Origin of the sequence: Halorubrum rarum (assembly GCF_048380895.1) — an archaeon.
GTDB lineage: Archaea > Halobacteriota > Halobacteria > Halobacteriales > Haloferacaceae > Halorubrum.
Map to the genome: position 1 here is coordinate 1 of NZ_JBLWMN010000029.1, position 20,421 is coordinate 20,421.

The window sequence follows — 20,421 nt, forward strand, 5'->3', positions numbered from 1 at the left end:
TTCATCGTCGATCCGAGCGAGACCGCTTATAAACACCCGCCAGCAACGCCCCAGTTCCACATATAAACTCCCGCGCCACCGATCTGATTCACGTACTCCCGCTATCGATCAAGAAGCACCCTTCAGCGACCGACTGTTTCAACCCAATTATATCTTAAAAATAGGATTTTCAACAGAGCGGGTTCCTTCGTCTGCTGAAGTATTTCCGGGCTCAGATCCGTCTTCTCGGGCGTGAATCAGGAATTTCTCCAATCGGAAGCTCACAACGTCGCACGGAGCAATCTCACAGTCTTCGAACCTTAATTTGACGGCCCACTCGTCGCCGTAGAGGGCGGCGAATCGCTCGGTGACGTGGCGACCACAGAGGAGGTAGCGACTCCCGTCGCCGGCCGTGCGCTCCAGCTGGGTCATGGGTGACATACCCCGCTATCGAGGGCGGGACACTGCTCGCGCTCGCCCTCGTCGATCGGAAGTCCACAGAACTCACAGTAGACCGGATCGAGAACCGTGTTCTCTGACGCGGTCATCGGCTCTTACGGAAGTGCAAGGAGAAAGCCCGGTGCTTGAGCGCGGGGACGAATCTGACAACGCCCTGCATCAACGACGCCAACGCTCTGTCCGGATGTTTTACATGAGTCGTTATCATACTAAGAGTTAACCGAGGCGGCCTGTCCGCCCACCTAATCGGACAATATCGGGATTCCCCGATTCCACGCAGAAAGCATCCCTTTCTGTGCTTGGATTTCGGGATGTAGTCAGCAAAAGTATCTCCGAATCCCATGCCGGGATAGGAGTAACGGCTGATTGGCACAGCCAGTAGCGCCTTTCGAGGCTGCTACAAACCGTAACCATCCCAACCCAGCGGCGCGGTGCCGTGGGAATCTTCGCCCTTCAGGGCGGAGAGGATGTCAACCCGAAGAGAATCGCACGACTGCGGTGATGTGCCCTCGGACCCCGAGGCTAATCGATCCTCTGGGGGACGCGGGTAAAACAGCGGTTTACCCGATACTGCACGGCACAGTGCTTCTACTGTGTGTTTGAGAACAACCGGTACGACGGAGGAGTCGGAATGGACTCGCGGGGATTTGAACCCCGGGCCTTCCCCGTGCCAGGGGGATGATCTACCACTGATCTACGAGCCCTCGTGGGTAACTTCCAGTTTCGTCGTGTATCTCTTAAGGGCTTCGACTCGACGGACGAGCGGGACGCAGCCACACGGTCGGCGGGTCGTTGCTGTCCAACACTCGTCGGGCTCAGATTCGCGTGGAATCGACGTACACGTCGAGATCGATCTCTCGCGTTCGCCCCTCCAGATCGGCGACGGCTCGCTCGACGACGCGCTCGGCCTCCGACCTGATGAGCGGGATTGCTTTCTTCAGCACCCAGTTGAAGGAGACGAGTCGGGGAAGATCGAGTGCGTCGGAGCTGGCCGAACTCGGATCGAACTCGACCTCCAACGCGACCCGACAGGTCGGCCCGTCGTCGGTGCCGTCCCCGTCGGTGCCGTCCTCGTCGGTGCCGTCCCTCTCGGTGTCGGACTCCCCACTCCCGGCGTCGTGCTCGTCTCCGTCGCCTGAACCCCCATCCCCGTCGGCGTCCTCGCTGCCATCGCCGAGCGGCGTGATCCGCCAGCAGCCGCCGGCGTCGATGTCCTTCGTGATCGCCCAGTCGATCCGCACGGGCGGCTCGACGTCGGTCACCTCCGAGTGTGCAGTGTAGGTGAGCTTCCACCACGCGAACGTGAGCGCGTACCGCGTTCCGGGACCGCCGTCGCCGGCGAGCGTCCGTACCTCGCGGAGGTACTCCGAGTAGCGGCCGTATCGAGGGAACTCGAGCAGGAACTCGTACACGTCCGCCGGGTCGGCGTACACCTCCGTGCTGACGACCAGTTCGTCCACGCCGTCACGTTCGGGCGAGAGCGTATAAATCGTCCACCCTTCGACCGGGGGACATCGACGTCGACGTCGACGTCGTCAGGACCGAACCTATTTGCCCGACCCCGTCGTCCCACGAATATGCACGGTGGTCGACGACTGCGACGCGTCCTGACCCTTGTGGGCGTGTTCGCGGTCGGAGTCACGCTTCTCACGGGGGCTGTCGCCGCGGTCGACGCGTCCGACCGAAACGCGGTCACCGCTCTCGACGGTCCGATCGGAACGGAGCCGCTCGACGGAGCGAACGGGACGACGGAGGTGATCGTCCGGTTCACGCCGAACGGCGAACCCGACGCGGACGACCACGCCGTCGCCGACGAACTCCGCGATCACGCCGCCGCCGAGCAGGTCGCCTTCGAGGCGTTCGCGGCCGAACACGACGCGATCACGATCGAATCGGAGTTCTGGCTCGTCAACGCGATGCTCGTGGTCGTCGACGCCGACGCGGTCGCCGCCGACGAGTTGCTTGCCGTGGCGAACGTGACGGACATCCACGCGAACGTCGAGATCGGGACGCTCGGATCCAAGACCGACGAGCGGCGTGGAGCGTTCGGCGAGGAGCGGACGGGAGACACCACGTCTCAGACGGGGACACCGCCCGGCGAACACACTTCGGGTCTGGAACTGATCGGCGCGCCCGACGCCTGGAACCGGTTCGACACGCGGGGCGCGGGCGCAACCGTCGCCGTCATCGACACGGGCGTCGATCCCGACCATCAGGACATCGATCTCGACGGGTGGGCACAGTACGACGAGAACGGGACGCTCGTGAGCGACGACCTCGCGGACGCCGCGGATCCGAACGGACACGGGACGCACGTCGCGGGGACGGTCGCGGGCGGAAACGCCTCCGGCACGCACATCGGCGTCGCGCCGGACGCGAGCGTGTACGGGATCGACACCTTCGACGCCGACGGGATGGCGACGTTCGCGAGCGTACTCGCCGGGATGGAACACGCGACCGCGGCGGAGGAGGTCGACGTTCTCCAGATGAGCCTCGGCGCGAACGGGACGTTCGGCGGATTCATCCGGCCGGTTCGGAACGCCCGGGCAGCCGACAAGGTCGTCGTCGCCGCGTCCGGCAACACGGGCCCCGGGACGTCGTCGTCCCCCGCCAACACGTACGACTCGCTCGCGGTCGGTGCGGTTCGGACCGACCGAACGGTCGCGACGTTCTCCAGCGGCGAGTCGATCAACAAGACGGCGGCGTTCGCGGACCCGCCAGCGGAGTGGCCGGATCGCTACGTCGTCCCCGACGTGACCGCACCGGGCGTCAACGTACTCAGTGCCGACGCCGGAACGGTCGACGGCTACGTCGAACAGCAGGGAACGAGCATGGCAGCTCCGCACGTCAGCGGAATCGCGGCGCTGGCGGTCGCCGCGACCGACGGGCGGATCGAAGGCGACGACCTGCAGTCCGTGATCGTCGACACAGCGGTCCGCCCCGACGGTGACGTCGAACCGGACGACCGCTACGGACACGGGGTCGTCGACGCGACGGCGGCCGTCGAGTCATCGATCGAGACGGCACCGCAACCGACGCCAACGCCGACGCCAACGCCGACTGCGACGCCGCCATCGACGCCCGAGGCGGTCGACCCCGCCACGAGCGATCGGACGCCCGGGTTCGGTGTCGGCGTCGGCGTCGTCGCAGTGATTGTGACCGCGATGGCGACGGCGGTGGTCGGTCGGCACGAATAGGGGGTGTTCGCGGGCTTACGTCGACCCGTCGCCGATCTCGTCCGGCTCCGTCCACGGGTCCTCGGGATCGACGGGTTCGACCGCGCGGTCGAGTTCCGCCTCGGCGTAGTCGTGCTCGTCGTCAAGGAGCATCGCCAGGCGTTGCCAGCGCGCGCTTTGTTCGGACTCTCCGTTCGGTCCGACTCGCGCGCCGCGCGTCTTGAAAAAGCGCGTACCGCGTCCGAGCCGCGACCCCGCGCCGGTGTGCCCGTCGAAGATCGCGTCGAACTCGCCGCCCGGCTCCAGGTCGCCGACGGGAAAGTCGTGTGCGGGCTCCTCGCCGCGCTCGGCGGCCTCGACGCGGCGGTCCGCGACCCGCTGGAAGTACTCGTCGGCGTTGGACGCCTCGCGGGTCGACGTCGCCCTCGCGGCCGCGAGGGCGGCGTGGATCGCACAGAGTCGCCCCTTCCACTCGTCGGGTTCCCAGCGCTCCGTGGCGAGCTCCTCGTAGCGCTCGATGGTGAGCGCGACCGTCTCGCCCGCGCGGAGGTCCTCGACGACGTAGAGGGTGAGGCGTTCCCAGAGGTTCCACGCGTACCCCGACCGGGCGAGCTCCCACGCGGCCCAGGCGGCGACCTCCTCGTCGGAGCGCCTGACCGCCTTTTGAAGCAGGCTGGACACGTCGTACCGGCTGTAGCCGCCGTCGGTCTCGTTCGGCTCCTTCGGATCGCCGAAGTCGTTCTCGCCGGTCGCGTCCGGCGTCGTGTCGGTTTCGAGACTGCCGTCGGCCCCGAACGTGGCCTGTCTGTCGTCGCCGTCGCTCATACCCCCGCTCGCGTCGCAACCGACTTAAAAACGGTGCGAGCCGTGACGGCGCCGCGGAGGGCTACGGTCGTTCGGTTCCGATCGTGACAGCGACCGCCGGAACGGGACCGAAAGAGAACCCTTAAGTCCGATCCGGCGACTACGATAACTCGCCCGCCCTTAGCTCAGCTTGGTAGAGCAGCCGACTGTAGATCGGCTTGCCCCCCGTTCAAATCGGGGAGGGCGGACTTCCTCGTGGAACGCTTTGGTGTTGAGGGAGTCGCTTCCGTCGTGCGATTTGGTTCGCGTTCAAATGAGTTGAACAGGTCCCCTTGTTCGGGTTAACGCCGTCCGTTGATTCGCGTATAGTTGTACGTACTTGATGAAGGTAGAACTTGGTATTTCGGGGACTTCAGGCCACCTATCGCAGGTATTCGCATATTGAACTCCTCTGCAGTGGGTCACCGCGTACAAGGCAGAAAGTGACATTTTTATTTAAGTAGGAATTTTAGAATTTCTTCTCAGCCGGTACGCTTACCTGAGCCACAAGATCGGGTAGAGATCTATCTATCCCAATAGTCTTTAATGGTTCTTCACATGCCGCTAAACCACTCTCGAAGTGACGCGAATATCCCAAGAACCAACATTGCTACAAGAAGGAAAACAACGAAATTTCGCACCAAGCCGGGAAATTCGCCTACGGGAACTTCTTGCGATCTGTTAATAAATTTAATTACTCCACCTGAAAATATGATAAAAACACCAACACCTCCCAGTAGAAGCCACTTCATAATTTTGTCATCCATTACTTATCCTCCTGCGGCTCGTTGAATTACTCCAAGTAACACTAAAGCGATGACAATGAGTAGACCGAAGACTACCCAATCTCCAAGTAAGTTGCCTAATTGGGCCATATCCACTCCTGCGGCTATCTGTGACCCTTTCTCCCAAGTGGGATCGATAACACCCAAGAATACAATGAGAATCCCGATGCCCGATGGTACAAGTATCTTAATCAGCGGTTCCATTTCCTCAGAATAGTCTGTCAACAAATAATAATCTTCTCCTCAATCGAGAAGACAGTATCTTAAGTTGACTCCAACCCTATCTTGGTCGTATATATAATATAGTCCCTGAAGGTGGTGCTTCTCACGGACTTGGAGAAGTTGCGAACCAAACTATCAACAAACCGAAATTTTTAAGTGGTTGGAATTATAACATTAATATACGCAAGAAGTTGAAATACCTACTTGCGTCTGAGTGGGGATCGTCGTACTTTGAGAAGTTCATCACTTCCCCAACTCCGGTACTATCCGGCAGTCCTCGAATGCGGGGCCTCTCCCCTTTCGAGATTTGTGCGATGATATTATGACAAAACGAGATAAGTACATCATGGTAACTGAATCGACTAAACAGAAGATCCGCCAAGTAGGGGATGAAGCCCTTGGCGGAGAAGCAAGCGGCGTTCCTCGCGGAACGCTCGTCTCGATGATGGCAGACGACTATCTTGGACGCTCTAAAGACGAGTAACGACGACTTTGTACACCTTGCTCAACAGGTTCGAGAAGCCGGCGACTTCGAGGAGGATGAATCCTTTGTAGAAGTGATCGAAGCCGTCCTACGGGAACGTCTCGACGCTCAGGAGCCGTCTGCCTCGGATGAGGAAATACGAGCAAAGCAGGATGAATTGCGCGAGAAGATCACCGGCAACTCGCGTGAGTCGGGAGCCGTCGAATCTGATGACTCGAACCTTTCCGAAGCCGAGTTGAAGCGCGAGGAATTGCGCGAGAAGATCGGGGGTAAGTGAGATGGCGCGATCGGAAGACGTGACGATCCACGTACCGAGCGAGGTGATCGCCCAGATTCGCCAAGACGTATCGGGGGATGAACGCCGCGAGTTGGAGGGTCGGCGTTACTCGCTTAATCGCACCTTCGAGAGTCAAGCGATTCTCGAATTGGCGCTACGGGAATACGCACGACAGCAAGGACATACAGTTACGAAAGATACAGAGGTAGTTCCCCTCCCGTCTGGTGAGATCGAAGTTATACAGAGTGAGGATTCGGGAAATTCGCTCAACCCCCTATCGTAATTAGATCGTGTCATCATCTACACAGATAGATTCATGTCGCCCGAGTCTTTCGATTTTTACTTCCACCACGGTCAAATAAAGTTTATAAATCCACACGCCATCTAGACAGATATATCACATGTCGGAATCAGAACGATACAAAATTGGGAAGATTGACCTTCCAAAAGACGAATTGCCTTCCCCTGAAGAAGTGAAGGAATCCATTGATTCAATGGATGATAACTTTGAGATGGTCCGTCGTGTTGAAGATGATCCCGTCTCTGGTGGTGAATTGGAATACCGTGAAAAGGGTCGTACGACCTATCTCGGAGATACTCACGGTGAACTCTCTTTCTGTCACTTTATTTATGTGGCTGATACGGAGAATAGTATTGTCGTCCGAAACGAAGCCGGTGAAGAAGAAGAACGTAATCAACCAGAGTTGGTTCGCCCCCGTGTGTTCTACTTCGAGAACGGGATGTTTGCTTTTGAATCTCGACAGGGCCTAATTGATCCGTGGATTCCCAATTTCATTGGAAAACTCGTTGATTTGGATGTTCAGGGTAATACTCACATTTATCCCTTCACTCAGGAGATGATGAAGGATTTCTACGATAGTAGAGATGAAATTACAGTCTTCAAATTCTCCTCCCCTGAAGGTGAAGACTTTGACCCAGATACACCCTTGGCTGAGGCCCTTAACGAACTCACCCAGACGGTTGAGAGTCAGCAATTTAGCGGTGGTAATGAGGGTAAAAATCTCAAGGGTACTGCTTTAGTGGACGAAGCGGCCGAAAAGATGTTCATCGAAAAACTCCACGGCTCCCGTGATGACGACCTAACGATGAACATCCTTCAGTCTGGGATCTACGTTGTCGCTTGGAGTGAGACTGACTGGAGTGAACCGGTTGATACCGGAACTCGGGCAGAAGAAATTTTCAACCGGCTTGCTCCACAGGTTCGAAGACTGGCGTAGAGTCAGTCTTGGAACGGATGACCGAAGTCCCGTCTCCCCGGCAGTTTCTTGGTATGTTTGCCGGAGCATTTTTAATTGCGACTGTTTTAAGAGGAATAATCAGTCATATTCAGACTTTTGGAGGTGGGAGTGTCGTTATTTCTCTTGCTACGTACCTCCCACATTCGTTCTAACACTCGAATTCCTCATACCCGGTGTGGCTACTGTCGGCCTCAGCCTCCTCTATTTACTTTCTCAAGATTAAAGCCATTAATTTGTGTACCTGTTGCTAACTAACGAGATTGTTCCCGCTTTCAATTTGCTATCCCGTAAATACAGATACGGGAGCATAGCACTTGTAAGCACCGTGAACAGCCTTATTAGGTGGTTCAATCCGCATTGGTGGAGTTCTGTTGCGATACGGTGACGATAGGTACCGGAGTTACGCCTCTCGAATCAGGTGAGATCGAAGTTCGACAACCGGAAGGCGGCTCCAGCAGGCTCAACCCTCTATTATAATCATACTATATAGTGTTGTAATAATAGTGCCTTCCTCATACGCATACCCATAAGCATACGCACACACATTCCCTCAAGTGGGCAAACACTAAGTATGCGGAGAATAACACGTAGGTATGGACGACGGAGTTATGGAGATGACGTTTGAGGCGGAGGGCAAGAATGCTGTAGAATCAATCATATCGACTTTAGAGCGCTTCAAAGAGGATAGCGAATTCAAGCACGTGAAGGTACAAGTTAGTACAAAGTCAGGAGTCAGATCGGATCCAAATGTGGATGATGGAGCCAACATCAAACAGGCAACCATCTACGGTACGACAAACCCAGACAAAAAGGACAAAAAAATCAATAAGATTCGGTCTGGAACGTCCCACGAAACCCTTCTTACGACTCTTGCGGGCCTTGGTGATGAATTGCCAGTTACAACAAAGCGTCTTCTTGATGAGGTAGACATACCCGAAGGAACGGCATATGCCGCTATGTCCACATTACAAGAAAGGGGTTTAGTCGCGCGTGTCGGGGAAGACGCAGATGGTAGTAGCCTGTATAACGTTACGGTAGCGGGAAAGGAGGAACTCCAGCGTATTGGAGGAACTGAATAATCATGGTGAGTGAAGAAGACAGTCAGTATGCCACGATCAATCTGACCAAGTTGGAAACCATCCTCCGCGTCATCATCTACTTCTTTGTCGTCGTTGGAATCATCTATGGCCTATTCGCACATGGACAATTACTTGTTCCGTGACAGCGATCATCCCGATCTGATTATTTTGTACAATGCGGAGTGACTTCCCGTATAACCGTTTTCGCGTAGATTCAAGTGCCAACACCCCCAAATAGGTATTGTCGAGCGGGTTCGTGAGCGACCGTCTCGTGCGTTGGGTCGCGATCGGACCTAAACGGGTCGAGAGGTGCGTTGTACTCACTCCTCGACCCGAGAGAGTGTCGTGATCAACTGGACCACTCCGTCCCGGCACACGGCCCGAGGCGGACGGGAAGGGAATCGTTTAGTCGCTGGCTGGTGGTCGATCCGCCATGCACGCGATCACCCGCTCGGGTTGGGTCGAGGTCATCTCCGGCTCGATGTTCTCGGGGAAGACCGAGGAGCTGCTCCGACGCCTCCGCCGCTCCGAGATCGCCGGACAGTCCGTCGCCGTTTATAAACCCGCGGTCGACGATCGGTACGGTGAGACGACGATCGGGAGCCACACGGGTCGTCAGTGGGACGCGACCGTCGTCGACAACGAGGGCGACGGCCCGCTGGCGATCCTCGACGACGACCCGACTGCCGAGGTCGTCGCGATCGACGAGGGGAACTTCTTCTCGCCGGCGCTCGTCGAGGTGTGCAACACGCTCGCGGATCGGGGGACCCGCGTCATCGTCTCGGGGCTGGACCAGACGTATCGTGGCGAGCCGTTCGAGCCGATCCCGCAGTTGATGGCGGTCGCGGAGTACGTCGACAAGCTGCAGGCGATCTGCTCGCAGTGCGGCGAGCCGGCGACGCGCAACCAGCGACTGATCGAGGGCGAGCCCGCCCACGTCGACGACCCGACGATCCTCGTCGGCGCAGAGGAGTCCTACGAGGCGCGGTGTCGCGACTGCCACGTCGTTCGAACCGGCGAGCGCCCGGACGGCGGCCGAAGCCGCCGCGACGCTACCGCACACACGCACTCACCCGATCCGGGCGGCACGTAGGGCACCCCGCGTCCGCCCGAAACGGCTCTCACTCCGCGTCCACTCAAGGCGTCTCTCACTCCGCGTCCGCCCGAAGCGTCTCGTCGAGGCCGAGCCCGACCAGCGAGCCGTATCGGTCCCAGACGACGACGAGCGAGGGGACCAACACGATCGAACAGAGGTACGCGTAGAACACGCCGAGCCCGAGCAGGGCCCCGAAGTCCTGTATCAGGGGGATCACGGCGAGCCACAACACGCCGAGGCCGGTGACGGTCGTGAGCATGCTCCCGGTGAGCGCGCCGCCGGTTCCGCGGATGGTGACGTCGAGCGCGCGCTGGATGTCGGTTCCGGCCTTGTACTCGTCGACGAATCGATGGACGAAGTGAACGGTGTAATCGACCCCGAGCCCGATCGACACCGAGAGGATCGGCGCGTTGATCGGTGTCAACGAGATGCCGAGCAGCCGCATCGACCCGGCGAGCAGGCCGACCGTCGCGAGGACGGGAACGAGGTTTATCAGTCCGTAGACGGCTTTCCCCTCCAGATAGCGGTACGAGAGCATGAGGAACACGGCCGTGAGAACGAACGCGGCGATCAGACTCCGCACCGCCGAGTCGAGCAGGATGTCGATGACGGACTCGTTGACGACGAGTTGGCCGGTCGGAACCGCCTCCAGCGGCGTGCGCTCGGCCAGTTCGCGAACGTCTGCGACGGCCGCCGAGCCGTCGACTCCCGGCTTGATCGTGTAGTCGATCCGAGCGCTTCCGCGATCGGCCGCGATGTATCCACGTGCTTGCCCCTCCGCCTCCGAGGCGAGCAGCTCGTCGTACACCTCGTCGACGTTCCGGTCGGGCACGCCGGTTCCGAGGCGATCGTTCCGATCGACGGTTCGCGCGAACGACGGGTCCCGCTCGGCGTGGTCGTCGATGACGGTGACGATGCTCGTAGAGTCCGCACGCCAGTTGTCGCTCGATTCGAACGTGTCCGGCGGGTTTCGCGCGGTGCGGTCGATCAGCTCCAGGGCGTCGTCGTCGCGGACGGACTGATCGATGTACAGCGTCACCGACCCGACGAAATCCTGTTCGAACTCCTCCTCGAACAGCGTGAGCACCTGGAGGAACGTGTACTCGCTGGGCGCGAACGGCTCGGGGAGGTTCTCGTACAGCTCCAGCCGCTCGTTGTCGGGGAAGAACGCCTCTTCGGAGAACTCCGTATCGACGCCCGTTCCGTACGCTCCGCCGGCGGCCCCGGCGACGAGGATGAGGACGACCACGGCGACGGGCGCGATCCGCGACAGGTCCACGCCGATGCGGAGCACGCCGGCGAGTCGCGAGCCGCCGGTGCCGAGCGGGGTCGTCCCGAATTCGGGGACCGGAAGGCGTTCGCGCCAGCGGTCGACCAGTACCTTCGCGGCGGGGAGGTACACACCGAACACCAACAGCGTGAACACCATCCCCGCGGCCGCGACGATCCCGAAATCACGGTTCGGCTGGAACGGACTCACGAGGTTGGCGACGAAGCTGAACACGGTCGTGATCGTGACGAGCAGAAAGGCGATCAGGAGTTGGTCGGTCGTGATCCGCATCGAGTCGCCGATCGCTCCCCCGGAGAGTCGCTCCTCGCGATAGCGATTGATGATGTGGATCCCGAAGTCGATCCCGACCGCGAGCAGCAGCGGGAAGACGGTGATGAGGGAGTCGGAGAACTCGATACCCGCGTACCCCATGAACCCGAACGTCCACAGGATCGCCATGAGCAGCGCGGAGAGCCCGATGGACATGTCGATCGGATCGCGGTAGGCGACGAGCAGGAAGAAGGTGATAAACAGGAGCGCGGCCGGGAACACGAGGATCGCGGTGTCGCTCAACAGCGCGGTGATCTCCGACTGTAAGATCCCCTGGCCGAACAGGATCGCGTTCTCGCCCGCCTCGTTGCCCGGGACGCCGTCGACGACCTCGACGCTGCGCGTCTGGAGCTCCGTCACCCGCTCCGTGCTCGCCGAGCCCGGGACGTCGTACGTGACCCCGACGATCGCGGTGCCGGCCCGCTGTGCGGTGGGGTTGTACTCCGCGGACACCTGTGCGTCGATCGCGCCCGTCTCGTCGGCCTCCTCGATCGCTCGTCGGAGTTCGCGGGGAGTCGCCTCCTCGACGGCGATTCGCTGGTCAGCGGGCGTCTCGGCCGTCGGATCCAGTTGCCGCGCGACGGCGTTCGCGTGGCTCGTCGTCGACCCCACCCGGAGCGTCGACCGCGACTCCAGACGATGCTGGGTCTCCAAGATCCGGACGAGACCCGCACGCGAGAGCACGTTGTCGTCCGAGACGATCAGCTGTGCGGCGGTCGCGTCCGACCCGATCGACGTCTCGAACTCCTCGTCGATGTCGTCTAACGCCTGCTGTGCCGGGATGTCCTCCGTGAACTGGTCGGCACCCGCGGCGGTCGTGATCGCCGCGAGTCCGCCCGCGGCGACGACGCTCACGAGGAGGAACGCGACGACCACGACGACCGGACGACCCGTGACCGCGGCGTCGACACGGTCCACCATGCGGTCCGCGGCGGTCACGGTCGCCTCCGGACTCGTCGGGGCGTCCGGATCCGTCGGGGCGTTCGGGGCGTCCCCCTTTCGGGTCTCGTCCGGGTCAAGGTCAGCACGGACATCGGATCACTGTCGCCGGTACCATACGATCCCCCCGGCGGCGGCGAGGGCGACGAGGACGCCGACGACGACGAGCATCAGGGACGGTCCGTCGTCGTCGGTCTCCGGTTCGGTGACCTCGACGGGGTACTGTATCACGTCGGAGATCCGGTCGTTGCCCCGTTCGTCGTCGTACCGGAAGTCGAGTTCGACCGGATGCGTCTCGATCGTCGCGTCCGAGGCGGCCGCCACCTCGAACCGTATCTCGGTCGACTCGCCCGGTTCGAGCTCGGGGACGAACGCCGAGTCGTCGACGACGGACAGCGGGCTGTCTGCGTACAGTCCCGCATTGATCGACGACAGCGTCTCCGGACGCTGATTGGTGATCTCGAACGTCATCGATCGCGACTCGCCCGCGGGGATCGTCGGGTTCGCGGCACTCACGTCGAACTCGGCCCGCCGAGGCGTGACCTCCACCCGATCGGTCGTGTCGATCGTCATCGGCTCGTCGCCGCTCGTGTACTCGACCGTGAATCGGATCTGTCGCGGACCGGGATCGGCCTGTCCGCTCACGTCCGCGTCGAAGGCGAACTCCGTTGACTCGCCCGCTTCGAGTTCGGGCAGCGCGTATCGCGTCTCTCCGAGCTGTACTCGCTCGCTCGCGGGCTCGGCGATCAGGACGGCGTCGTCGACGTCGAGCGGGCCGTCGTTCGTGATCGTTCCGCCGACCGTCCCGGAGTAGCCCACCTCGAGGGTGCCAGTCACGTCGTCGATCGGAAACTCCTGTGTCGGTATCGGCGTGATCCCGGTCCGGGAGGCCGGCGACTCCGCTTCCGCCCCGTCGCCGTCGCGGTACTGCACCGTGGACTGGAGGGCGTACGCATCGCCCGCGAAGTCGGGCGAGACGGTCGAGTCGAAGGTGACCGTCCGGTTCTCGCCGGGCTCCAGATCGCCGACGAAGACGTCGCTCTGTCCGTCCCCGACGACGACCTCGCTTCCGGTGGCGGCACCGGTGACGTACGCGCCGTGGGCCGTCGCCTCGCCGACGTTGGCCATCGTCACCGAGACGTCGCCGCTTCCGCCGACCTGCGCGTTCGTGTCGGCGTCGACGATCGCGAACCGGGCCCCGTCGTCGACGACGACCGTGACGTCGAAGCGGTCGGTGGTCGAGCGGTCGTTGTGGTTGGTGAATCCCGGGACGATCTGGCTCGTGTACCGGTAGCGGGCGGTGACCTCGATGTCGTACTCGCCGTCCGCGACGTCGTCGGGGACGGCGACCTCGATCGGGACCGACGTCGGCGTTCCGGTCGGGACGTCGCCGACCGCGATCGTACCCGAGGTCACCGCCAGCGGCGTGCCGTCGGCGTCCGCCTCGACGCGGAGGCTCCGGGCGGTCGTCAGCCGGGGATCGAGGTCGTTGCCCGTTCGCATCTCGCCGCTGTTCAGGAGATCGACGGTCACCGTCGATTCGCCCCCGGTCGGCACGGTCGGCTGGGAGAGGTACGCGTCCAACACCGGCGAGCCGCGGACCTGTCCCGACCCGTTGGTCTGTGCGACGACGCCGTCATCGAGCGGGCCTCCGGAGAGCGCGGTCGGTCCGTCGACCAGTCCCGCATCCGCCGCGCCCGCGGAACCGCCCGCGAGGCCGATCGCGAGTGCGACCGTAACTGCAGTTATACAGACGATCGCGGAGGCGACAGTCGGTCGTCGAGTCCTCGTCATCGATCGACTCCGTCCGATCGGAAGGCGGCGGTCGATGGCTGACGGGTGGAGGATCGATCGATCGAGGGGGAGCCGTCGACCGACCGGCTTCGGGTGCGGGGTACCCGGGCGGCGTCCGTTCGAGTCATGGGACTCGACTCACGGCCGTCGACAATAAGCGTATTGAATGAACGTTCAATCAGGAGCGCTATATACGACGAGTTGGTAGGTCGGCCATGAGCGAAATGGGGGTCGGCAAGGAGTCACTGATCGATCGGTTTCGCCGTGGTTCGGCCATCCCCGGCGTCAGCGGACCGGACGTCTCCAGTACCGATGGACCGGACGTCTCCAGTACCGATGGAGCGGGCGTCTCCAGTACCGATGGAGCGCCACCTGCTGGACCGGAGACGTCGACGCCACCCAGCAGGGACCGATGAACGACCCGTTCTCGGAGCCGGCTGACACTCGCGAGGAGATCCTCGGTGCGGCGTATCACGCGCTGTGTGAACACGGATACTCCGACCTGACGATCCAGCGGATCGGTGACGAGTTCGAGAAGAGCCCCTCGCTGGTGTATCACCACTACGACGGGAAAGACGAGCTGTTGGTCGACCTGTTGGGGTTCCTACTCACCGGGTTCGAGGAGACGCTGTCCGCGGAGACGTGCGAGACGCCGCCACGGGAGCGGATCGACGGCTACGTCCGGGCGATGACGGATCCCGACTCGATCGACGAGCACGGACCGAACAGCCGCTTTTTCAGGGCGCTCGTCGAACTCCGCGCCCAGGCGGCCCACAACGACGCCTATCGAGGGCACTTCGACCGAAGCGATCGCGTGTTTCGATCCTTCCTCGAACGCGCCGTCCGTGACGCCGCCGGTGATGCGGAGCGGCGGACGCCAGTGGACGACACGCGGGAGGCCGACACGCGGGGGACCGACGTACGGACGGAGGATACACGGGGGGACGAGGTGAGGGCGGTCCCTCCCCGTGAAGTCGCGTCGACCGTCCAGACGCTCGCGACTGGCGGCATGCTTCGCTGGGCAACGACGAGCGACCGAGAATGGGTCGAAGACGCACGTAACGGCATCCATCGCTATCTGGACGCCACGCTCCCGCACGTTACGACCGAGGAGTGAGTACCGGCACGCGGCTATCGGGGCTCCTCATCCGGGCCGAGGTCGCCGTCGATGCCGGCGACCTCTCCCTCGAGCCACTCGCGGAACCACTTCACGCGCTTGATCCGCTGGTGTGCGATGCTCTCTGCGGTGTCGGAGCTCACGCGCTCGGTGTGGTCGCGCCCGCGCTGCAGGACGCGATCGACCATCTTCGCGGCGTCCATGTGGGTTCGAGATTCATAGCCCATCCGTAACAGCATCAACGCGGCACCGTTGGCCCCGACCTTGTCGAGGATGTCCGCCTCGATCAGACATCGGCTTTCGAGGGGAACGTCCTCGAGATCGCCGGTGTAGGAGTGATCGATGATCGCTCCACACACCTCCTCGATAAACGATTCGGGGTAGTTCCCGCGGCTCTGAAGGTACTCGCGAGCCACCCGTGCCCCGGCCTCGGCGTGGACGTCCTGGTCGGCCTCCAGTTTGGCGACGTCGTGGAAGACGGCAGCCACGCGGACCACGTCCACGTCCGCACCCTCCGCCACGGCGATCTCGGTCGCGAGCTCGATGACGTTTCGGATGTGATTGAACCGGTACTCCGAGGAGTGCCACGGGTACCAGCGCATCCGCCCGCCGTCCTCCTCGCTCTCCACGCTCGCGGAGAGGTAGTCCCTGACGAACCGCTTCATCTCCGCGAAGTCCTCGTCGCTCACCTCCGTTTCCTTAATCTCGACGCCCACGGTGACCACCCCTGAGACCGAAAAACTCATCGTTCATTACCATGATGGAGGAGCGTTTCGTTCTTAGTCGTTACGACGGGCGGGGGCCCCCGAGTATCGATCGCTTGTCGAACGGAAACGTCTCGTTACTACACGGGCGTCGTCGGTCAGTTCACGGGCGTCGTCGCTCACTTCACGAGCGTCGTCGCTCACTTCACGAGCGTCGTCGGTACGTCCGTCCGACGAACGACGGATTCGGCGACGCTTCCGATCAGCAGTCGCGACACGCCCTCGCGTCCGTGCGTCCCCAACACGACCTCGTCGAACCCCTCCGACTCGACGTACTCGACGAGCCGGTCGTCCGGCTCGCCGGTCAGAAACGACACGGCGACCGGTCGATCCCCTGCGGTCTCGCGGATCGTCGCGAAGACGGACTGTGCGGTCTCGTCGCCGACGCCGCCGAGGTCGTTCGGATCCGCCTCGAAGACCTCCTCGGTGTCCGTCGGAAGCATGTCGAACTCCAGGAACGCGACGTGTGCGGCGACGATACGTGCGTCGGGAAACGTGTCGAGTGCGTACGCGAGCGCTTCCCGGCCGAGCGGTGAATCGTCCATGGCAACGAGGACCGTATCGACCATGTGTCGACTACCGAACCTCGACACATAACTGCTGTGACGGTCGAACGTCCGGACCGATCGCCGTCGACGTGGAACACGCTCAGCGAGTCGTCTTCCCGATCGGGGCGTGTCCGCCCGGCGCAGACGGGAACGACGTTCACCGACAGCGTTTTTCGCTGTGGGCGTGGAGAACGGGCGTGAACGTACGGGGGCCGATCCTCTCGGTCGAGGAGACGCGGACGGTGTCGACGTCGTACGGCGAGCGGGAGCTGTGCGAGCTCCGGATCCGCCCGGAGCGGGGCGCAGCCGACGCCGTCGACGTGACTCTGTGGGGGAAGTGGGCGGAGACGGCCGAGCACGCGGATCCTGGGATGGAACTGCTCGTCGTCGATGCGGAGGAGAACGAGTTCCGCGGCGAGACCGGCTACGCGACGACGGGCGACTCGTGGGTCGTGCTCGAACCCGACTTCCTCGTCGACGTAACCGGGATCCGGTCGTGGGTGCAGTGTCCGCGGATGTACTACCTGAACAAGCTCTCGGGGATCCCGCTCAACTACCCGGTCGTCAAGGGGACGATCGTCCACGAGGTGTTCGGGGACCTGCTTCGGGGGATGGATCTCGAAGAATCCGTCGCGGATCGCGTCGAGGAGGCGGGACTCGAGTTGGGGCTGCTCGGCTACGAGCCGACCGCGGTCGCCGAGGAGGTGCGACGCAACGCCGCGGCGATCGAGGGCTGGCTCGCACAGGGAACCCTGACCGACGAGGACACGTGGCGATCGGAGTTCACGCTGATCTCGCCGACGTTCGGGTTGAAGGGGCGGGCCGACGCGCTCCGCCGCGGGACTCCCGTCGAACTCAAGACGGGGAAGAACACGAACCGCGAGCCGAGATTTCACGACAAGATACAGGCGGCCTGTTACGCGCTCATGCTCGAGGAGCGCGGCGTCGATCCCGACATCGGAACCCTGCTGTACACCAAAAACACCGCTTTGGACCGCAACGAGGCGTCCGGCGACCTCGCTCCGGCCAAGGAGTTCTCCGTCGGCAACGGTCTCCTCGAGTTCGTCGTCAGGGAGCGTAACGCGCTCGCCGCGATGGAGTGGCGCGCGCTCAACGGGGCGGGCGACCGTCCCGCGGTACCGACCGGCTACGAGGCGGACGCCACCTGTCAGTACTGTTTCGAGCAGGACACCTGCATGGTCGTCTCCGGTCGACTGGACCAGGAGTCGAAGGCGGGACGGGTGGGAACGCCCGTTCCTGACGAGGAACGCGACTACTTCGACCGGTTTTACACGGCGATCGAGGCGGAGCGCCGCGAGACGCACGCCGAGTACCGGAAGCTGTGGGAGCAGACGCCCGAGGAACGTGCGGCCGACGACCGCGCGCTGATCGGTCTGGAACCCGTCTCGGAGACGGAGATCGCGGAGAACCGCTGGGAGCTCCGTGCGCGCAAACCGGACGACGCCGTCTCGAAGCTCCGCGAGGGCGACGTGGCGCTCGCGAGCGACGGCGATCCGGTCAACGGGCACGCCGAACTGGGCCGGATCCGAGAGTTGAGCGACGAGGTCGTCGTCGAGACGGACGAACCGGTCGAGCTTCGACGGCTCGACGTGTACCCGTCGGAGATCTCCGTCGACCGCATGCTTACGGCGCTCCACGACGCGGTCTTGAAAGGCGATCCGGACCGCAAGGACGTCCTCTTCGGGCGACGGGAGCCGGCGTTTTCACGCTTGCAAACCGACCCGGGAGGCTCGGACGTGCGAACGGAACCGAAGGGATCGGATCCGACGTACATCGACAACAACGACGCCCAGAACGACGCGGTGGGGCTCGCCGTCGACGCCGAGGACTGCGCGCTGATCCACGGGCCGCCGGGAACGGGGAAGACGTACACCATCGCCCGGACGATCCGTGCGCTCAGTGAGGGGGGCGAGCGCGTGTTGCTCGCGGCGTTCACCAACCGTGCGGTCGACAACGCGCTCGAAGCGCTCCGGGATCAGGGGTTCGAGAACGTCGTTCGGGTCGGCACGGAGACCGGCGTCCGCGAGGACATGCAGGACGTGCGGCTGGTGCAGCGCGGCGATCCCTCGGAGAAGGCGGCGGAGCTCCGGAACGCCTCGGTCGTCGCCGCGACGACGGCCGCCTGCGGGTCGCGCGTGCTCCGGGAGTGCGAGTTCGACGTCGCCGTCGTCGACGAGGCCTCACAGCTCACGGAGCCGAGCACCCACGCCGCGATCGGGCTCGCGGACCGGTTCGTGCTCGTCGGTGACCACGAGCAGCTTCCGCCGGTCGTTCGCGCGGAGAACGACCTCCAGCGCTCGCTGTTCCAGCGGCTGGTCGAGACGTATCCGGACGCGAGCGTCATGCTCGACCGCCAGTACCGGATGAGCCAGCGGATCCAGTCGTTCGCGTCCGCGGAGTTCTACGACGGCGCGTTGCGTCCGGCGACGCCCGCGGTCGCCGGCCAGACGCTCTCGGATCTGGGCGTCGACGTCGCGGGTCTCCCCGCGGAACTCGGTGGCGGCGTGAACTTCGTTGACCCCGACGGCTCCCGCGACGGCAACCGCAACGTCCGAGAGGCCGAGCGTGTCGCGGGAATCGTCGACGCATACGTCGCCGCCGGGATCGATCCGGACGACGTCGGGGTCATCGCCCCGTTCCGCGCACAGGTCGCGGAGATCGGCCGTCGGACGGACGTGACCGTGGACACGGTCGACCGGTTCCAGGGGTCCTCGAAGGAGGTCATCGTCGTCTCGTTCGTCGCCACTGGCGACCTCGACGGGCCCATCTTCGAGGACCATCGGCGCGTGAACGTCGCGCTCACGCGTGCCAAGAAGGAACTGACGCTCGTCGGCGACGAGGCCGCGCTCGCGTCCGACCCGTTTTATAAGCGGATGGTGGAGTGGGCGAAGCGCTGACGCCTTCCCTCCTCACGGGTGCGTTCACTCACGGGTGCGTTCTCCCACGCCGGCCGCGTGTGGTCTGCCGAGCGGGCCGAACCGGTTCGGCCCAACACGGAGGTGTCCGAGTCCCCGATGGTCGATCGTATGACGACACTGGACGTCCGCGAGATCCCGCCGGTGGACCGACACACGACGATTCACGAGACGTTCGCGGGGCTCGATCCCGGCGAGACGCTGACGATCGTCAACGACCACGAGCCGAAACCCCTGTACTACGAGATGGCCGCCGAGGTCGACGCCTTCGATGCGGACAACTATCGCGTCGAACGGGAGGGTGACGAGCGGTTCGTCGCGAAGTTCCCGAAGGTGGAGTGAGATGGTCGAACGCGTCAGCCTCCCGGATCTCGACGGAGAGCCACACGCCGTCGCTTTTCCGGGCGCGGAGCCGAAAACCGTCCGGCTGTCGCTGTCGGCCGGCGAGTCCGTCCCCGAACACGACCACCCCGACCGACAGGTCCTACTGTATCTGCTCGAGGGGAGACTCTCGCTGGAGTTGAACGGGGAGTCCCACGAGGTGACGGCTTCAGAGTTGGTCCGCTTCGACGGTGATCAGCCGATCTCACCGCGAGCGACGGAGCCGTCGACGGCGCTGATCGTGCTCGCGCCGCGCGCGGAGTGACGGTCGTACCGCGCGTAGCGTGACGACGGCCGCGGAGCCGAGAGTCGGCGGCACCGAGATACCCTACCGGCTTCGTTGAAATATTCAGTAATTGATATCTCCACACCACCCTCCCCAGATCGCTCAGTACAGGAACGGTGGCGATCGAGAGCGGGAGTGGGTGTACCAGATCGGTGGCGCGGGTGTTTATACGTGAAACGGGGGTGTTGCTGGCGGGTGTTTATAAGTGATCGCCGACTCTACGATGAACGCCTGCAAAGCCCCAGCCGATCGTTTATAAGTGGTCTTCCTCGGATTGGCGGTGAACACCTGCAAAGCCCCAGCCGCTCGCTTATAAGCGGTCTTCCTCGGATTGGCGGTGAACACCTGCAAAGCCCCAGCCACGACGACTCGCGCGCCTTGCTGCGCGCCGCCCCTC

Annotated in this window: 20 protein-coding genes and 2 tRNA genes; 11 read left to right on the top strand and 11 right to left on the bottom strand. The window is 62.7% G+C overall.

Annotated features, from left to right (window positions below; all coding sequences use genetic code 11):
• Nucleotides 1-147: 147 nt before the first annotated feature.
• The 3 genes from ACNSN7_RS15085 to ACNSN7_RS15095 form a co-directional block, all read right to left on the bottom strand.
• Nucleotides 148-411 carry a hypothetical protein gene (locus ACNSN7_RS15085; RefSeq protein ID WP_418283127.1) on the bottom strand — a complete coding sequence of 88 codons (264 nt, stop codon included), beginning with the start codon at nt 409-411 and terminating at the stop codon, nt 148-150.
• 659 nt (nt 412-1,070) lie between these two features.
• Nucleotides 1,071-1,142: transfer RNA gene (locus ACNSN7_RS15090), tRNA-Ala, on the bottom strand.
• A 111-nt stretch (nt 1,143-1,253) separates the two neighbouring features.
• Nucleotides 1,254-1,898 carry an SRPBCC family protein gene (locus ACNSN7_RS15095; protein ID WP_418283128.1) on the bottom strand — a complete coding sequence of 215 codons (645 nt, stop codon included), beginning with the start codon at nt 1,896-1,898 and terminating at the stop codon, nt 1,254-1,256.
• Between the two features lie 117 nt (nt 1,899-2,015).
• On the opposite strand from ACNSN7_RS15095, the gene ACNSN7_RS15100 reads away from it, so the two are divergent.
• A complete protein-coding gene (locus tag ACNSN7_RS15100; protein WP_418283129.1) occupies nt 2,016-3,635 on the top strand; it encodes a S8 family serine peptidase in 1,620 nt (539 codons plus the stop codon).
• Between the two features lie 15 nt (nt 3,636-3,650).
• Here the strand turns inward: ACNSN7_RS15100 and ACNSN7_RS15105 are convergent, their stop codons facing one another.
• On the bottom strand, nt 3,651-4,439 hold the full coding sequence (locus ACNSN7_RS15105; RefSeq protein ID WP_418283130.1) for a hypothetical protein: 789 nt from the start codon (nt 4,437-4,439) through the stop codon (nt 3,651-3,653).
• 153 nt (nt 4,440-4,592) lie between these two features.
• On the opposite strand from ACNSN7_RS15105, the gene ACNSN7_RS15110 reads away from it, so the two are divergent.
• Nucleotides 4,593-4,666, top strand: a tRNA-Tyr gene (locus tag ACNSN7_RS15110).
• A gap of 345 nt (nt 4,667-5,011) precedes the next feature.
• On the opposite strand, the gene ACNSN7_RS15115 is transcribed toward ACNSN7_RS15110, so the two are convergent.
• Together ACNSN7_RS15115 and ACNSN7_RS15120 are read right to left on the bottom strand one after the other, a co-directional pair.
• Nucleotides 5,012-5,224, bottom strand: a complete 213-nt coding sequence (locus ACNSN7_RS15115; protein ID WP_418283131.1) for a hypothetical protein — start codon at nt 5,222-5,224, stop codon at nt 5,012-5,014.
• 3 nt (nt 5,225-5,227) lie between these two features.
• The gene (locus ACNSN7_RS15120; protein WP_418283132.1) at nt 5,228-5,446 is read right to left on the bottom strand and encodes a hypothetical protein; all 219 of its coding nucleotides are present in this window, start codon (nt 5,444-5,446) and stop codon (nt 5,228-5,230) included.
• A 479-nt stretch (nt 5,447-5,925) separates the two neighbouring features.
• On the opposite strand from ACNSN7_RS15120, the gene ACNSN7_RS15125 reads away from it, so the two are divergent.
• The 4 genes from ACNSN7_RS15125 (at nt 5,926) to ACNSN7_RS15140 (ending at nt 9,656) form a co-directional block, all read left to right on the top strand.
• Nucleotides 5,926-6,225, top strand: coding sequence for a hypothetical protein (locus ACNSN7_RS15125; RefSeq protein ID WP_418283133.1), 300 nt, complete (start codon nt 5,926-5,928; stop codon nt 6,223-6,225).
• Between the two features lie 401 nt (nt 6,226-6,626).
• On the top strand, nt 6,627-7,463 hold the full coding sequence (locus ACNSN7_RS15130; protein WP_418283134.1) for a hypothetical protein: 837 nt from the start codon (nt 6,627-6,629) through the stop codon (nt 7,461-7,463).
• 614 nt (nt 7,464-8,077) lie between these two features.
• Nucleotides 8,078-8,563: a hypothetical protein gene (locus ACNSN7_RS15135; protein ID WP_418283135.1), complete on the top strand. Its 486-nt coding sequence runs from the start codon at nt 8,078-8,080 to the stop codon at nt 8,561-8,563.
• A 433-nt stretch (nt 8,564-8,996) separates the two neighbouring features.
• Nucleotides 8,997-9,656 (top strand): thymidine kinase, encoded by a 660-nt coding sequence (locus ACNSN7_RS15140; RefSeq protein WP_418283136.1) that lies wholly within the window; start codon nt 8,997-8,999, stop codon nt 9,654-9,656.
• A 55-nt stretch (nt 9,657-9,711) separates the two neighbouring features.
• Here ACNSN7_RS15140 and ACNSN7_RS15145 read toward each other — a convergent pair whose 3' ends face one another.
• Together ACNSN7_RS15145 and ACNSN7_RS15150 are read right to left on the bottom strand one after the other, a co-directional pair.
• Nucleotides 9,712-12,198, bottom strand: a complete 2,487-nt coding sequence (locus tag ACNSN7_RS15145) for an efflux RND transporter permease subunit (RefSeq protein WP_418283137.1) — start codon at nt 12,196-12,198, stop codon at nt 9,712-9,714.
• A 99-nt stretch (nt 12,199-12,297) separates the two neighbouring features.
• A complete protein-coding gene (locus ACNSN7_RS15150) occupies nt 12,298-13,992 on the bottom strand; it encodes a COG1361 S-layer family protein (protein WP_418283138.1) in 1,695 nt (564 codons plus the stop codon).
• Nucleotides 13,993-14,207: 215 nt separating this feature from the next.
• On the opposite strand from ACNSN7_RS15150, the gene ACNSN7_RS15155 reads away from it, so the two are divergent.
• Nucleotides 14,208-14,408 carry a hypothetical protein gene (locus ACNSN7_RS15155; RefSeq protein ID WP_418283139.1) on the top strand — a complete coding sequence of 67 codons (201 nt, stop codon included), beginning with the start codon at nt 14,208-14,210 and terminating at the stop codon, nt 14,406-14,408.
• Nucleotides 14,405-15,109 carry a TetR/AcrR family transcriptional regulator gene (locus ACNSN7_RS15160; RefSeq protein ID WP_418283140.1) on the top strand — a complete coding sequence of 235 codons (705 nt, stop codon included), beginning with the start codon at nt 14,405-14,407 and terminating at the stop codon, nt 15,107-15,109. The genes ACNSN7_RS15155 and ACNSN7_RS15160 overlap by 4 nt, the downstream gene beginning before the upstream one ends.
• 14 nt (nt 15,110-15,123) lie before the next feature.
• On the opposite strand, the gene ACNSN7_RS15165 is transcribed toward ACNSN7_RS15160, so the two are convergent.
• Nucleotides 15,124-15,834: an HD domain-containing protein gene (locus tag ACNSN7_RS15165; RefSeq protein WP_418283146.1), complete on the bottom strand. Its 711-nt coding sequence runs from the start codon at nt 15,832-15,834 to the stop codon at nt 15,124-15,126.
• Nucleotides 15,835-16,013: 179 nt separating this feature from the next.
• On the bottom strand, nt 16,014-16,442 hold the full coding sequence (locus ACNSN7_RS15170) for a universal stress protein (protein ID WP_418283141.1): 429 nt from the start codon (nt 16,440-16,442) through the stop codon (nt 16,014-16,016).
• A 176-nt stretch (nt 16,443-16,618) separates the two neighbouring features.
• Between ACNSN7_RS15170 and ACNSN7_RS15175 the strand changes: the two genes are divergently transcribed.
• From ACNSN7_RS15175 to ACNSN7_RS15185, 3 genes are all read left to right on the top strand, one after another.
• Nucleotides 16,619-19,339: an AAA domain-containing protein gene (locus ACNSN7_RS15175; protein WP_418283142.1), complete on the top strand. Its 2,721-nt coding sequence runs from the start codon at nt 16,619-16,621 to the stop codon at nt 19,337-19,339.
• A gap of 129 nt (nt 19,340-19,468) precedes the next feature.
• Nucleotides 19,469-19,699, top strand: coding sequence for a DUF2249 domain-containing protein (locus ACNSN7_RS15180; protein ID WP_418283143.1), 231 nt, complete (start codon nt 19,469-19,471; stop codon nt 19,697-19,699).
• Between the two features lies 1 nt (nt 19,700).
• Nucleotides 19,701-20,003, top strand: a complete 303-nt coding sequence (locus ACNSN7_RS15185; protein ID WP_418283144.1) for a cupin domain-containing protein — start codon at nt 19,701-19,703, stop codon at nt 20,001-20,003.
• 186 nt (nt 20,004-20,189) lie between these two features.
• Here the strand turns inward: ACNSN7_RS15185 and ACNSN7_RS15190 are convergent.
• Nucleotides 20,190-20,421 (bottom strand): hypothetical protein (locus ACNSN7_RS15190; RefSeq protein WP_418283145.1); only part of this gene is annotated, 232 nt, incomplete at its 5' end.

Bases quoted from the DNA above. Each gene is read 5' to 3' on its own strand.
- ACNSN7_RS15085 (WP_418283127.1), bottom strand. From the start codon at position 411: ATGACCCAGCTGGAGCGCACGGCCGGCGACGGGAGTCGCTACCTCCTC.
- ACNSN7_RS15100 (WP_418283129.1), top strand. From the start codon at position 2,016: ATGCACGGTGGTCGACGACTGCGACGCGTCCTGACCCTTGTGGGCGTG.
- ACNSN7_RS15105 (WP_418283130.1), bottom strand. From the start codon at position 4,439: ATGAGCGACGGCGACGACAGACAGGCCACGTTCGGGGCCGACGGCAGT.
- ACNSN7_RS15115 (WP_418283131.1), bottom strand. From the start codon at position 5,224: ATGGATGACAAAATTATGAAGTGGCTTCTACTGGGAGGTGTTGGTGTT.
- ACNSN7_RS15120 (WP_418283132.1), bottom strand. From the start codon at position 5,446: ATGGAACCGCTGATTAAGATACTTGTACCATCGGGCATCGGGATTCTC.
- ACNSN7_RS15130 (WP_418283134.1), top strand. From the start codon at position 6,627: ATGTCGGAATCAGAACGATACAAAATTGGGAAGATTGACCTTCCAAAA.
- ACNSN7_RS15135 (WP_418283135.1), top strand. From the start codon at position 8,078: ATGGACGACGGAGTTATGGAGATGACGTTTGAGGCGGAGGGCAAGAAT.
- ACNSN7_RS15140 (WP_418283136.1), top strand. From the start codon at position 8,997: ATGCACGCGATCACCCGCTCGGGTTGGGTCGAGGTCATCTCCGGCTCG.
- ACNSN7_RS15150 (WP_418283138.1), bottom strand. From the start codon at position 13,992: ATGACGAGGACTCGACGACCGACTGTCGCCTCCGCGATCGTCTGTATA.
- ACNSN7_RS15155 (WP_418283139.1), top strand. From the start codon at position 14,208: ATGAGCGAAATGGGGGTCGGCAAGGAGTCACTGATCGATCGGTTTCGC.
- ACNSN7_RS15160 (WP_418283140.1), top strand. From the start codon at position 14,405: ATGAACGACCCGTTCTCGGAGCCGGCTGACACTCGCGAGGAGATCCTC.
- ACNSN7_RS15170 (WP_418283141.1), bottom strand. From the start codon at position 16,442: ATGGTCGATACGGTCCTCGTTGCCATGGACGATTCACCGCTCGGCCGG.
- ACNSN7_RS15180 (WP_418283143.1), top strand. From the start codon at position 19,469: ATGACGACACTGGACGTCCGCGAGATCCCGCCGGTGGACCGACACACG.
- ACNSN7_RS15185 (WP_418283144.1), top strand. From the start codon at position 19,701: ATGGTCGAACGCGTCAGCCTCCCGGATCTCGACGGAGAGCCACACGCC.